Source organism: Streptomyces coelicoflavus (genome assembly GCF_045041415.1).
GTDB classification, from domain to species: domain Bacteria; phylum Actinomycetota; class Actinomycetes; order Streptomycetales; family Streptomycetaceae; genus Streptomyces; species Streptomyces coelicoflavus.
In genome coordinates this window covers 15,674-28,869 of sequence record NZ_CP108220.1, presented here as the reverse complement: position 1 = coordinate 28,869, position 13,196 = coordinate 15,674, and the positions used below count along the sequence as shown (strand labels likewise).

Genomic DNA, 13,196 nt, shown 5'->3' with positions numbered 1-13,196 from the left:
CGGGCCTCAGGGGACTCGGGGACGTGTGGCCGTCAGGCCTCCGGTGCGGCCGTCACGGTGGTGCTGAAGACGGGCCGGCCGTCCTGTCGGCCGGTGACCAGGACCGACTCCGGGGCGTCGGGGCCGGACGCGGGAAGGCGTACGGCGTCGATCAGGCAGGGCTGGTCCAGCTCCGCGTACTTGGTGAACTCGCACTCGAGGCCGACCGGCAGGATCGAGGGTCTGGCCAGGACCGCGGTCGCCGCCTGGCGGGCGGCCTCGAGCAGGACCATGCCGGGAACGTGGTCGACCCGGTGGTCGAAGAGGACCGGGTGCCGGGTGTCCACGCGCAGTTGCCAGCGCCCCGGGTCTCCCGTGGGGGAGAGCACCACGTCGGAGGGGGACAGGCGCCCCACGCTCTGCGGCGCCACCGGAGCCGTCAGCGGGATCGGCCGGTGCCCGGCGTCGAACACGTGCGGGGGACGCAGCCGCCGGTACACGGCCGGGGCGAGGGTGGTGAAGGAGATCCGCCCCCACCCGGCGGGCCGCCCCTCGCGCAGGACCGTCGTCTCGTACGTCAGGCCGGACAGCCGGCAGCCGCGCCTGCGGACCTCCGTACAGGTGACGTCGAGGTCCAGTGCGGCCGGTGTCCAGTCGATCCGCGTCTCCTCGGGACGCATCGTGAGCGTGAGGTTCTCCATCAGGAACTGGTTGCCGAAGGGGACGCCGAACTCGGCGTGGGCGAGCAGGGCGCCGACCTGACGGATCGTTTCAGCGGCGATCAGCGGGTCGTGGTGCACCCCCACGGGGGTGAAGAAGCTGTGGCTCCGCGGCCACTGCGCGGCCATCGCGAAGTGCGTGTCGTCCAGCCGCTGCCAGTCGGTGAGCATGACCTCGGCGACAGCCGCGCGGTGCACCAGCTCCCTGGGGACGGTGGTGGACACGGGGCCCTGCCGCAGTGCCGCCCGGGAGGGTTGAGTCATGGCTTCCGCCGCCTGCTCGATCGACGGACCTTCCATCCGAAACGTGCTCGCGGTCATCGCTCCCCCAGAGTGAGATCGGATGTGGTGCGGAGGCCCATAAAGTAAAGACCAACCGGTTTGATTTCCAGAGGAATTGCAGCCTCCGCCCAGGAACGTTCCGAGTCGCCCTGCGGGGACGTACGGGTGGGTTCCGGCGGGGTCGACCCTGCTCCGGTGTTTCTCCAGCTCATGCCTCACGGAGCGCCGGCGTGCGGCCCCGCCGCCGTGCGGCCGCCGCCCCAGCGTTCCTCGAGCGGTGCTGAGGCCCTCCTGTAGCGGTGTGCCGCACGGTGGCCGGGGTGGAGAGGAGCCGACATGGGTGAATCCGGCGTCACGGGGCCCGCGTTGCGCATCGAACGCGGTCGGGCCGACGCGGACGAGCTGGCCGCGCTGGCCGTGGTGCTGTGCTCCGTACTGGCCGGGCGGGCGGCGGCGGACGAGGCTCCGGAGCCCTCCGGTCATCCGTCGTGGCGGCGGGCGGACCGGTCCGGCGAGGCCTACCGCTCGCCCCACTGCTGGCGATAGGGCCCACCGGACCCACCGGGCACCGGCCCGGCAGCACTTACCAGGGCTTATTCATGCGCGTGCCACACGCCCCTCTTATAAACCGCATAGACGGTTTGTTAACCTGAGGGGCCCTGTCGGCCGCGCTCATGAGGGAGGAGGCATCGTGACAGTCCTCAACGACGTTCCTCAGGTGTCCGCGCACCTGTCGGGCGGCCGCGGATGCGTGGCCGAGTTGCACGGGATCCGTGCGCAGGCGCTGGCCGGGCCGAGCGAGAAGGCGACGGCGGCGCAGCACGCCAAGGGCAAGCTGACGGCACGTGAGCGCATCGAGCTGCTTCTGGACCCCGATTCCTTCCGTGAGGTCGAGCAGCTGCGGCGGCACCGGGCGACCGGGTTCGGTCTGGAGGCGAAGAAGCCGTACACCGACGGTGTGATCACCGGCTGGGGGACGGTGGAGGGGCGCACGGTCTTCGTCTACGCGCACGACTTCCGGATCTTCGGCGGTGCGCTGGGCGAGGCGCACGCGACGAAGATCCACAAGATCATGGACATGGCCATCGCGGCCGGTGCCCCGCTGGTCTCGCTGAACGACGGCGCGGGCGCCCGCATCCAGGAGGGCGTCTCCGCGCTCGCCGGGTACGGCGGGATCTTCCAGCGCAACACGAGGGCGTCCGGGGTCATCCCGCAGATCAGCGTGATGCTCGGCCCGTGCGCGGGCGGCGCGGCCTACAGCCCCGCCCTGACCGACTTCGTCTTCATGGTCCGCGACACCTCGCAGATGTTCATCACCGGCCCGGACGTCGTCAAGGCCGTCACCGGCGAGGAGATCACCCAGAACGGCCTGGGCGGCGCCGACGTCCACGCCGAGACCTCCGGCGTCAGCCACTTCGCCTACGACGACGAGGAGACCTGCCTCGCCGAGGTCCGCTACCTCCTCTCCCTCCTCCCGCAGAACAACCGGGAGAACCCGCCCCGCGTCCCGTGCGCCGATCCGCAGACCCGGCGCTCCGAGGTGCTCCTCGACCTGGTCCCGGCGGACGGCAACCGGCCGTACGACATGGCCAGGGTGATCGAGGAGCTGGTCGACGACGGCGAGTACCTCGAGGTCCACGAGCGCTGGGCCCGCAACATCGTCTGCGCCCTGGCCCGCCTCGACGGCCAGGTCGTCGGCATCGTCGCCAACCAGCCGCAGGTCCTCGCCGGCGTCCTGGACATCGAGGCCAGCGAGAAGGCCGCCCGGTTTGTCCAGATGTGTGACGCCTTCAGCATCCCGATCGTGACGCTCCTGGACGTACCGGGGTTCTTGCCGGGTGTGGACCAGGAGCACGGCGGCATCATCCGGCACGGAGCCAAACTGCTGTACGCCTACTGCAACGCGACCGTGCCGCGCATCTCGCTCATCCTGCGCAAGGCGTACGGCGGCGCCTACATCGTCATGGACAGCCAGTCCATCGGCGCCGACCTCACCTACGCCTGGCCGACCAACGAGATCGCCGTCATGGGCGCCGAGGGCGCCGCGGGCGTCATCTTCCGCCGGCAGATCGCGGAGGCCGAGGACCCCGAGGCCATGCGGGCGCGCATGGTCAAGGAGTACAGGTCCGAGCTGATGCACCCGTACTACGCGGCCGAACGCGGCCTGGTCGACGACGTCATCGACCCCGCGGAGACCCGAGAGGTGCTCATCGGCTCCCTCGCGATGCTCCGCACCAAGCACGCCGACCTGCCCTCCCGCAAGCACGGCAACCCGCCGCAATAATGGAGCACTTTGAATGGTCAAACAGGAGCGAGCGCTGCGCACCCGCGAGGCGCTGATCAACTCGGCCGCCACGGTCTTCGACCGGGACGGCTTCAGCGTGGCCTCCCTCACGGCGATCAGCTCGCTGGCCGGAGTGAGCAACGGGGCGCTCCACTTCCACTTCGCCAGCAAGGCGGCCCTGGCCGACGCGGTGGAGGAGGCGGCGGCGGAGCGGCTGGCGCACATCGTCACGGTCCATGAGGACGAGGCCGCCAACGCCCTCCAGCTGCTGGTGAACACCTCGCACGAACTGGCCCGCATGCTCACCGCGGACGTGGTGCTGCGGGCCGGGTTCGAGCTGAGCCGGGACCAGGTCCGCGAGGGCGGGCCGGGGTTGTACCAGCAGTGGCACCGGTGGGTCGAGGGGGCGCTGAAGCGCGCCGCCGGCGAAGGCGTGCTCAACCAGGTCAAGCCCGAGGACGCGGCGACGTCCGTGGTGGCCGCGACCACCGGATTCGAGGTGCTGGGCCCGCAGGACCCGGAATGGCTCTCCCATCGCACGATCACCAGGTTCTGGCGGCTGCTGCTGCCCCGGCTGGCCGATCCCTCCGTCCTCGGCGACCTCGTGGCGGCCGGGAGCAGGCCCCACGTACGACCATAACAGACCGCGTGGTTTGTTAAGGCTGCTAATTATCCCTTTTGTCTTCAGGTGGACCATCGGGGCGGGTGCCGTGACGGCACCCGCCGTGCGGCCTGCCCGGCCTTGCTGATGATCCAAACTGCCTTTAAATCGGGGCTGTTGGCCCGCCAGGGCGACCAAAAACCCAGGAAAAAGCGACTCGTGCGGGTCGACATACGTCCTTCCCATTGACAAACCGACTGTGCTGTTTTTTTAATCGTGTTCTAGCCGGAGTCGTCGAGCGCCGTCCTGGCGCACCAGCGGCGGCCCTCACGGCCTGGATCCGTATGCAACCCGGCATGGACACAAGGGGGAAAAGACAGTGGACATCGAAGTTCTGGGCGCGCTGTCAGTCCGCGAGCACGGCATCTCGATCACACCGACGGCTCCCAAGCCGCGGCAGGTGCTGGCCCTGCTCGCCCTGCACGCCGACCGAGTGGTCCAGGTCTCTTCCCTGATCGAGGAGCTGTGGGACGACGAGCCGCCGCGCAGCGCACGCACCACCCTTCAGACGTACGTGCTCCAGCTGCGGGAGCTGATCGGCGAGGCGCTGGCCAAGGCGGGGGAGGAGGGCGTCACCGCCAAGGACCTCCTGGTCACCCTCCCCGGGGGCTACCGCCTGGACACCCGCGGCGGCCGGATCGACTTCCGTGAGTTCGAGCAGCAGGCCGGGTCGGGCTACCGGGCCATGGACGCCGAGGACTTCACCGGCGCCGCCCGGCGGCTGCGGGAGGCGCTGACGCTGTGGACGGGCTCCGCGCTCGCCGACGTGACCGCGGGCAGCCGTATCGGCCTCGAGGTCAAGCGCCTGGAGGAGGCGCGGTTGTGCGCGCTGGACCAGCGCATCGAGGCCGATCTGCGGCTGGGCCGCCACCGCGAGCTGCTGTCCGAGCTGACCGTGCTCGTCAACCGGCACCAGATGCACGAGAGCCTGCACGGCCAGTTCATGGTGGCCCTGCACCGCTCCGGCCGGCGCGGCGAGGCCCTCAGCGTGTACCAGCGGCTGCGCACCACCCTCGTACGCGAGCTGGGTCTGGAGCCCTCGGCGATGATCAGCCGGCTTCAGCGCTCGATCCTGACGGCCGCCCCGGAGGCCGTCGCGGCCCGCGGCGGGGATGCCACCGGCCGGGCCGTGGCCGCCCCGGTGGGCTGACGCGCCGTACCTCCGCAGCGGCGCGCGTACCCGCACTCGCGCCAGCACCCGCACCCACGCCCGTACCCGCGTGGACCACGGCCGTGGCGCGCGCGGCGGATGGCGGTGGCGCGCGCGAGTACGGCTCCAGCGTTTCTCCCGGACGCCCGGAGCCGTTCCACAGGGGCCCTCTCCGTTCTTCCGGGCGCAAGGGGACCACCGCGAAAGGCGATCGACGGAATTCCTCCGCGACGGTCCGTCGCACAGTCGGTCGCACGGTCAGTCGCACGTCAAGGACGCGCCGGGAAAACCCGGCGCGACGACGCAACACGACGGCTCGAAGACCCCTCGACGATTTCCGAGGGCGGTGTCGTGGCCGGATCCGGTGCGCCTCGTGCATACGTCGCGCGGCGAGGACATCGGCCCCCGAGTGGCGCAATATCGACGAACCTCGGGTGCCGATTCGCACACCGGCTCGGAAACCGGGTTCAGCCGTCGTGGTACGGGGAGGGAAACCATGAAGATTCGTGTTCTGGGTCCACTGAGTGCCGACGTCAACGGCATGTCGATTGTTCCGACGGCCGGCAAACCACGCCAGATCCTCGCGCTGCTCGCCCTCTATCCGGGCCGGGTCATGCCCGTGCCCACGCTGATGGAGGAGATCTGGGGCACCGATCTGCCGCAGAGCGCCCTCACCACGTTGCAGACCTACATACTCCAGCTGCGGCGCCGGCTCGGCACCGCCATGGGCCCCGGGGCCCCCGGCACCGCCAAGGACGTGCTCGCCACCCGGCACGGCGGCTACCTGCTCCAGATACCGGCCGACGCGGTCGACGTCCACGAGTACGAACGCCTCGTCCTCGAGGGCCAGCAGGCCTTCGAGCACGGCGAGGACGAACGGGCCGCCCGCACCTACCGCGACGCGCTGAACCTGTGGCAGGGGCCCGCGCTGGTCGACGTACCCGTCGGCCCGGTCCTCGAGATAGAGGCGATGCGGCTGGAGGAGAGCCGGCTGGTCACGCGGGAGCGCCGCATCGACGCGGACCTCAGGATCGGCCGGCACGCGGAGGTCACCGCCGAACTGATGGACCTGACCGCCCGGCACCCCGAGCACGAAGGGCTGCACTCGCAGGCCATGGTGGCGCTGTACCGCTCCGGCCGGCAGGCGGGGGCACTCGACGTCTACCACCGGCTGCGCCGCCGCCTGGTGGACGAGCTGGGCGTGGAGCCCTCACCGCAGTTGCAGCGGCTGCACCAGGCGATCCTCGCCGTCGACCCCCAGCTGGACCTGGCGGCCGGGCCCCGGCGCAGCTCCACCTTCGACCTGTACGCGGCCTGACAACGCGGTACACACCCTGCGGTGCTCGTCCCGCGGCCGTCAGCCCACCCGGCCCATGTCTCTCAGCAGGGCGCGCTCCAGTGCCGTCAACGGCAGGTCGGGGCGCAGCCGTTCGGGATGGCCGGGCGGCGGCACGTCCACCGGACGGGCGCCGGAACGGGCCGTCTCGCCCGCGAGCTGGGTGGCGCCGACGGCGACCAGGCACTGCCAGACGTCGGTCATCAGGGCACGGGCCAGCCGCCGCACACGCCGGGCGAACACCATCACGCCTCCTTCGGGCCGAGGATCGTCGACACCGCCCGGTCAGGCTGGGTCGGCCCGCTCGAGAACCGGCCGACGTGCGCTCGAGACCGGGTGGAGCGGGGCCTGTACGTGAAGGGGCCCTACGCGGAGGGGCCCTACGCGGAGGGGCTCTCCGCGGCCGGAGCCGGAGCCGGAGCCGGCGCGGGCGCCTCCGTCGCGGGGGCGGGGACCTCCCCGTCGGGGAGGGGCCTCTGCCGCCACGGCAGGAGCAGCGCGCTCGCCAGGCACAGCAGCCCGGCGACGAGCAGGGCGCCGCGCACCCCCGCCGCCGCGGCGACGACTCCACCGGCGATCATGAAGGCGGCCTGGCACGTCTTCTGGCCGACGGACCAGGAGGTGGCGACCCGGGCCATGAACGCGTCCGGCGTGGCCGCCATGCGGTAGGTCGTGAACGACGGGTTGAAGACCCCGGCCGAGAAGAGCAGGCCGAAGTCGACGGCCACGATGACGCACACGCCGAGGGCGCCGGACGGCGTCAGGGGCAGCAGCACCGTCCACAGCGAGCGCGCCACGCCGGACAGCAGCAGGACGCGGCGCGGCCCCCACCGCCGGGTGAGCGGCGGGGTCAGGCGCGACCCCAGCACCCCGCCCAGGCACGGCAGTCCCAGCGCGAGCCCGTACTGCCACGGTGCCAGTCCCAGGTCGTCCAGCATGAGGACGGCCATCAGCGGGGAGGTCATCATGACGGCTCCGCCGAAGAGCAGCGAGTTGAAGAACAGCGGCCGCAGCCCCGGGTGCCGCAGGAGGTACCGCCAGCCGGCGGCGATGCCGCGGCCCGGTCGGGAGCCGGTGGCGCGGGCCGGTGGCGCGGGCTCGGGCTGCCGGATACGGCGGATGCACAGGGCCGACCCGAGGAAGGACAGCGCGTCGGCCGCCAGCGTGGCGGCCGCGCCCAGGGCCCCGATCAGGAGTCCGCCGGCGGGCGGTCCCGCGCTGACGCTGACCCATCTGGTCGTCTCGAACAGGCTGTTGGCGTGCAGCCGGTGCTCGGGCGGGACCAGTGTCTTCAGGTGCGCCCCGCTCGCCGCGTCGAACGCGACGGACGCCGCCGTCTGGAGGATGCCGACGGCACACAGGTGGGCGAAGGTGAGCGTGCCGAAGGCCATGGCGACGGGAACGCTCGCCAGCACCGCACCGCGGGCCAGATCGGCGGTGACCATGACCGGCCGCTTGTACCGGTGCTCGATGTGCACACCGAGCGGCAGGGCGATCACCCCGCTGGCCACCGCGGACAGCGCGGCGAGCAGGGAGACCTGGAACGGCGAGCAGTCCAGCACCAGGAGGGCGACCAGCGGCAGCGCCCCCATGCCGACGGCGCTGCCCGCAGCGCTGACCGTGTAGGCGCCCCACAACCACCGGAAGCCCTGCCCGGGCACCCTCCCCCGTACCGACAACCGAACCTCCCGCAGGTGTGAAGCCGCTCAGAGTAGTCATCGTTCGGCGGACCGCCCAAACGGCCGCGCAGCTCCGGGACGGCCGGGCAGCGCCCCAACGGCCGCGCAACGCCGGGACGGTCGTGGACCGTTGTCGCCGCCGCGGGACAGGGCGCGGTCGGGTGCGGATCGAGCCGGGGTCGGGCCCGGTCGTCGGCGGTGCGGGGGCGCCGTTCCGCGCTGCGGGTTCGAGCGGGGTTCGAGGAACGGGCGAGCCGTCCTCCACCGGATCAGGACACAGTCCATGGCGAGCCTGTACGGGCCGGCGGGTCGCGGCGTCCCATGGCCGTCCGCCCGGCCCCGGGACGTCCGAGACGAGAGGGGTGTGGCGGATGTATCTCGCGCCCGTGCACCGTATGGCCCAGCACACGGAGGTGGACGCACCGGCCGGCGTGCTCTACGGCCTGATCGCCGACGCCCTGCGCTGGCCGGTCTTCCTGCCGCCCACCGTCCACGTCGAACAGCTCGAGTTCGACGGCGAGTCGGAACGGCTGAGGATGTGGGTCACCGCCAACGACGAGATCAGGTCCTGGACGACGCGACGCGTCCTCGACCCCGTGGCCCACCGCGTCGACTTCCGCCAGGAGGTGCTGCCCCGGCCGGTGACCTCCATGGGCGGCAGCTGGTCCGTCGAGCCGCGGGGCCCCGAGCGGTCCCTCGTCACGCTGCGCAACGACTTCTCGGTGGACGGCAACGCGCGCGCCGACGTCGACTGGGTCAGGCGGGCCACCACCGCCAACAGCCGCGCCGCCCTCGCCAATCTGCGCGGGCTCGCCGAGCGCTGGCGCCGCCTCGACGACCTCGTCCTGTCCTTCGAGGACACGACCCGCGTCGACGCGCCGGTCGAGCCGGTGTACGACTTCCTGCACCGCTTCGGCGACCGGCCGGACGCGGTGCCCGGCGCCACCGGCATCGACATCGCCGAGCAGGCGCCCGGGGTGCAGTTGATGACCGTGCGCCTGAACGGTGCCGACGGCACCGCGCGGACGACCGAATCGGTCCGGATCGGCTTCCCGCACGCCGGGCGCATCGTCTACAAGGACGTCCGGGACAGCGAGCAGCCCGCGCTGCTGGCCGCGCACGCGGGGGAGTGGTCGGTCGAGCCCGAGCCCTGGGGGACGGGCGTCACCGTCGTCGCGCGGCACCACGCGGTGCTCGACGAGGACGGCGTGCGCGAGCGGTACGGCGACGGCGCGGACGCGGTGCGTCTCGCTCGGGAGGCGCTGCGCGCACGGCTCGCCCGGGAGAGCGCCGCCGCGCTGCGGCTGGCCAAGGAGCACGCCGAGGGGGCACTGGCCGCACACGGAACCTGAGCCCGCACCCGCCGGTGAAACCCCGTACGCCGTGCCCCTGTGCCGCACGCGCCCGTCCGCACCCGCCGGACGGGCTGAAGCTGGAGGTCCCAGTGAACGACAGCCTGACCGCGGGTGCCGGCACGTCCCTGACCGCGGGGCCGCCCGCCGGCCCCCGTGCCCTCCGGGTGCCCGGTGACGGGCCGGCCCGGGCCCGGTACGTCGAGGACCTGCTCGGCGACCCCTTCGACGCCGGCAACCCGCACGGCCAGCAGGCGCTGCTCGCCGCCGACGAACGGCGCGAGGTCCCCGCGGCCACCGAGGAACTGCTCCACCGCTTCGGTCTCGCCGCCGAGTTCGTGCCGCGGGACCTGGGCGGACGGCTCACCGGTGTCGAGGGGCTCGCCCAGGTGCTGCGGCCGGTCTTCCGGCGCGACGTGGCGCTCGGCTTCGGCGCCGGCATGACCGCCCTGTTCGCCGCGTCCGTGGTGTGGACCGCCGGTGACGAGCGGCAGCGCCGCGACACCGCGCTGCGGCTGCTCGGCGGCGGCCGGTTCACCATCCTGCACCGCGAGTTCGCCCACGCCAACGCGATCCTGCGCGGCGAGTACACCGCGCGCGGGGTACCCGGCGGCGGCTACGTGGTGGACGGCCGCAAGGAGGTCGTCATCAACGCCGACCGCGCCGACGTCTTCGTCTCCTACGTCCGTACCGCGCCCGGCGACGGCCCGGACAGCCACTCCGTGTTCCTGCTCGACACCGGCCGGCTCCCGGCCCGCGCCGTACGGCGGCTGCCCCGCGCCCGCACCCACGGCATGCGCGGCGCCCACTACGCCGGACTCGAGCTCACGCACTGCCCCGTGCCCGCCGACGCCCTCGTCGGACGGCAGGGCGAGGGGGTCTCGCTGGCCCTGCGCACCTTCCAGGTCAGCCGGGCCCTGGTGTCCGGCGGCGCCCTGGTCGGCGGGATGGACAGCGCGCTGCGCTACGCCGTCCGGGCGGCCGGCGAGTCCCGCCGCGGCCTGGTGCTGCACGGCCGTCGCGGCCGGGTGCTCGCCGGGGTCTTCGCCGACCTGCTGGCCTGCGACAGCCTCGCCGTCGCGGGGCTGCGGCTGCTCGACCTGGCGCCCGAGCACGCGCTCGTCCCCTCCGCGGCCGTCAAGTACGCCGTGTCCGCGCTGCTCCACGAGGACCTCGACGAACTCGCCGCGGTGCTCGGCGCCCGGGGCTACGACCGGGGCCCCACCTACGGCGGCTTCCAGAAGCTCGTGCGCGACCTGCCGGTGGCCGGACTCGGACACGCGGGCACCGCCGACACCCAGGCCGTGCTCGTCCCCCACCTGCGCACCCTCGCCCACACCGCCCGGAGCGGCGAGCCGGGGCACGAGGCGCCCGCGGCGCTGTTCACGCCCGGCGCCGAGGAGGCCGCCCTCGACTTCCGGCGGCTCGACGCCGAGCCCCGCGACCCGCACAACGGCTGCGACGGGCTGCTCGCCGCGCTGCTCGGCGCCGCCGCCCGGCTCGACGGCGAGCGCGGGCGCGGCCCCCGGTGGGCGGCGCTCGCCGACCTCGCCCGCGTCTTCGCCACCGAGGTGCGCCACCTCGGCGAGCGGTGCGCCGCGCTCCTGGGACGCCCGGACACCGGGGGCCTCGCCCCGGCCGCGTACGTCCTCGTCGACCGGTACTGCCTGCTGATCGCCGCCGCCTCCTGCCTCGCCGTCCGCGAGAACGCCGGCCCCGCGGCCGGGGACGGGGGTCTGCTCGCCGAGCCCGACTGGGCGCTGCTCGCCCTGACCCGGTTCGGCCGCCGCCTCGGCCTGGAGGTGCCCGACCTGCCGGACGGCGTCGCCCGCGACCTCGCGGCCCGCCTCGTGGACCGCTACCGCGACGGACGCAGCTTCGACCTCTACGGAATGCGGCTCGCGTGAGTCCCGACCTCGACAGAAACGATTCGGCTCCGCCGGTGCCGGGCCGGGGGGCTGGGGCCTTGACGACATCGGACCGGGAGCCCATGGGCGCGGACCGAGAGCCCGTGGAGGCAAGACGGCGACCCGTGGTGTCGGACTGGCGGTCCGGGGAGCCGGTTGTCGGTCCATGGTCTCGGACCGCCAGTCCGAGGCGCCGGATCGGCGACCCGTGGAGAGGGACCGGCGGGCCGTGGGGACGGACCGGCGGTGCAGGGAGACGCATGGGTCGCCCGTAGGGCGGCCCGAGGAGGTGGGTGCGGTGGGGCACGACGAGGTCTCGGTGGTCTCGGTGGTCGGAGAGGGCGGCGGGCCGGTCACGGACGACATCGACGCCCGGGACGCCGGTGGGGTGCTCGGTACCCTGCGGCGGCTGGGCGACCTCGGTGTCGTCGTCACCGCGCACGGCCGTGCCGTCGCGCCGCCCGTGCACGTGCCGCGTCCGGACAGCTCGTGGCTGCCGCTGCGGGAGGACCTGCTGGACCGCGGGGTCACGGTGGCGTACGCGACCTGGACCGAGTGGTTCCCCGCGGTGCTCACCACGCCGCGGCTGCGGCCCCTGCTCGGGCAGGACTGGAACCGGTACACGGCGACCCGCGACCCGGCGGTCCGCTGCCGGTTCGCCGCGTCCCGGCTGCTCATCAAGTACACCGCGGCGGCCGCGCTCGGCATCGGGCCGGAGGACATCGACATCGCCTACCAGCTCGGCGGCCGCCCCTACCTGCGTGGCCTCGACCAGATCGAGGTGGCCCTGACGCACACCGGCGAGCTGATGGCCGTGGGGATCAGCCGGGTGGGCCGGATCGGTCTGGACGCCGAGTGTGCCGACCGGCGCTTCGACCTGGACCTGATGCGCGGCCGGATGTGCACCCCGGCCGAGGCCGCCGAGCTGTCCGCGCTGGCGCGGGAGGAGCAGGCGGCGTGCGTGCTGCGGCTGTGGACGCTGAAGGAGGCGTACACCAAGGCGCTCGGGCAGGGCATGCGGCTGGCCTTCACCGAGTTCGGCTTCGGACTCGGCGAGGGCGGCCTGCGCACCCCCGGCGGCGCCGCGGCCGCCGGCGAGGAGTGGGCGTTCGCCACCCACCCGGTGCTCGGCCGCTATCTGGTCAGCACGGCGTGCCACGACGCCGGGCTCGACCCGGACGGCGACACCTCGGTCGGCACCATGCTGGACCGGCGGCTGCTCACCGCGATGACCCCGCCGGGGGAGCAGGGCCCGGGCGGCGACCAGGGCCCGCCCGGGGAGCGGGGCCCCGTCGCGGACTTCTGAGCGCGGCCGGTCAGTCCCGCGCCGGGGGCCGGCCCTCGGTGAACTGGACCGTGAACGACAGCTCGTCCAGCCGCCACCCGGCAGCCGTCCTGCGCGCCCCGCCGCGCACCAGCGTGCCCGCGCGGAACAGCGGCGGCCGGTCGCCGCCGGGGTGGTGGACGTGGGTGGTCAGCACGTTGGCGCGCAGCACGGCCCGGTCGCCGCTGACGGTGACCACCGCCGGCGAGCCCAGGTGCTGGGTGCGCGCGAACGCCGCGAGCGAGGCGCGGTGCCACTCGGCGAGCCCGGCGCGCCCCTCGTGGCGGCTCATCGGGAAGGTGACGACCGCGTCCTCGGTGAACAGGCCGCGGGCCCACGCGTCGTCGGGCTCCTCGTCGTCGAGGGTGACCAGGTAGCGGCCCAGGAGCTCCGCGACCAGGGCGGCGTCGGTGGATTCGGCGACCGTGGCCGAAACGGCGGGCGAATGGTTGGAAGTCACTGCCCGAGCATGGCGCCGACCGTGCCCGCCGGACCAGATTCCTGCCAGAGATCTGACATTGCC

At 73.4% G+C, this 13,196-nt stretch carries 12 protein-coding genes; 8 read left to right on the top strand and 4 right to left on the bottom strand.

The window, feature by feature from the left end:
- Positions 1 to 32: 32 nt before the first annotated feature.
- A complete protein-coding gene (locus OHA99_RS37240; RefSeq protein ID WP_240469310.1) occupies positions 33 to 962 on the bottom strand; it encodes a ScbA/BarX family gamma-butyrolactone biosynthesis protein in 930 nt (309 codons plus the stop codon).
- Between the two features lie 354 nt (positions 963 to 1,316).
- Here OHA99_RS37240 and OHA99_RS37235 point away from each other — a divergent pair, with 354 nt between their 5' ends.
- From OHA99_RS37235 to OHA99_RS37215, 5 genes are all read left to right on the top strand, one after another.
- On the top strand, positions 1,317 to 1,526 hold the full coding sequence (locus OHA99_RS37235; RefSeq protein WP_153182517.1) for an acyl-CoA carboxylase epsilon subunit: 210 nt from the start codon (positions 1,317 to 1,319) through the stop codon (positions 1,524 to 1,526).
- A gap of 142 nt (positions 1,527 to 1,668) precedes the next feature.
- Complete coding sequence (locus OHA99_RS37230; protein WP_405699207.1) at positions 1,669 to 3,264, top strand: acyl-CoA carboxylase subunit beta; 1,596 nt, start codon at positions 1,669 to 1,671, stop codon at positions 3,262 to 3,264.
- A gap of 13 nt (positions 3,265 to 3,277) precedes the next feature.
- Positions 3,278 to 3,904: a ScbR family autoregulator-binding transcription factor gene (locus tag OHA99_RS37225; protein WP_331723868.1), complete on the top strand. Its 627-nt coding sequence runs from the start codon at positions 3,278 to 3,280 to the stop codon at positions 3,902 to 3,904.
- Between the two features lie 340 nt (positions 3,905 to 4,244).
- On the top strand, positions 4,245 to 5,075 hold the full coding sequence (locus OHA99_RS37220) for an AfsR/SARP family transcriptional regulator (RefSeq protein ID WP_153182520.1): 831 nt from the start codon (positions 4,245 to 4,247) through the stop codon (positions 5,073 to 5,075).
- A gap of 496 nt (positions 5,076 to 5,571) precedes the next feature.
- Positions 5,572 to 6,393 (top strand): AfsR/SARP family transcriptional regulator, encoded by an 822-nt coding sequence (locus tag OHA99_RS37215; RefSeq protein WP_007387423.1) that lies wholly within the window; start codon positions 5,572 to 5,574, stop codon positions 6,391 to 6,393.
- Between the two features lie 39 nt (positions 6,394 to 6,432).
- On the opposite strand, the gene OHA99_RS37210 is transcribed toward OHA99_RS37215, so the two are convergent.
- Both OHA99_RS37210 and OHA99_RS37205 read right to left on the bottom strand, forming a co-directional pair.
- Positions 6,433 to 6,657 carry a DUF6059 family protein gene (locus OHA99_RS37210; protein ID WP_087793180.1) on the bottom strand — a complete coding sequence of 75 codons (225 nt, stop codon included), beginning with the start codon at positions 6,655 to 6,657 and terminating at the stop codon, positions 6,433 to 6,435.
- A gap of 134 nt (positions 6,658 to 6,791) precedes the next feature.
- On the bottom strand, positions 6,792 to 8,090 hold the full coding sequence (locus OHA99_RS37205; RefSeq protein WP_331723867.1) for an MFS transporter: 1,299 nt from the start codon (positions 8,088 to 8,090) through the stop codon (positions 6,792 to 6,794).
- Positions 8,091 to 8,485: 395 nt separating this feature from the next.
- Between OHA99_RS37205 and OHA99_RS37200 the strand changes: the two genes are divergently transcribed.
- The 3 genes from OHA99_RS37200 to OHA99_RS37190 all read left to right on the top strand — a co-directional run bounded on the left by OHA99_RS37200 (position 8,486) and on the right by OHA99_RS37190 (position 12,655).
- Positions 8,486 to 9,442 carry an SRPBCC family protein gene (locus tag OHA99_RS37200; RefSeq protein ID WP_366473758.1) on the top strand — a complete coding sequence of 319 codons (957 nt, stop codon included), beginning with the start codon at positions 8,486 to 8,488 and terminating at the stop codon, positions 9,440 to 9,442.
- Between the two features lie 92 nt (positions 9,443 to 9,534).
- Positions 9,535 to 11,349, top strand: coding sequence for an acyl-CoA dehydrogenase (locus tag OHA99_RS37195; RefSeq protein WP_331723865.1), 1,815 nt, complete (start codon positions 9,535 to 9,537; stop codon positions 11,347 to 11,349).
- 298 nt (positions 11,350 to 11,647) lie between these two features.
- Positions 11,648 to 12,655 (top strand): 4'-phosphopantetheinyl transferase superfamily protein, encoded by a 1,008-nt coding sequence (locus OHA99_RS37190; RefSeq protein ID WP_331723864.1) that lies wholly within the window; start codon positions 11,648 to 11,650, stop codon positions 12,653 to 12,655.
- Between the two features lie 10 nt (positions 12,656 to 12,665).
- On the opposite strand, the gene OHA99_RS37185 is transcribed toward OHA99_RS37190, so the two are convergent.
- Positions 12,666 to 13,133: a nuclear transport factor 2 family protein gene (locus tag OHA99_RS37185; RefSeq protein ID WP_054102547.1), complete on the bottom strand. Its 468-nt coding sequence runs from the start codon at positions 13,131 to 13,133 to the stop codon at positions 12,666 to 12,668.
- Positions 13,134 to 13,196: the final 63 nt, after the last annotated feature.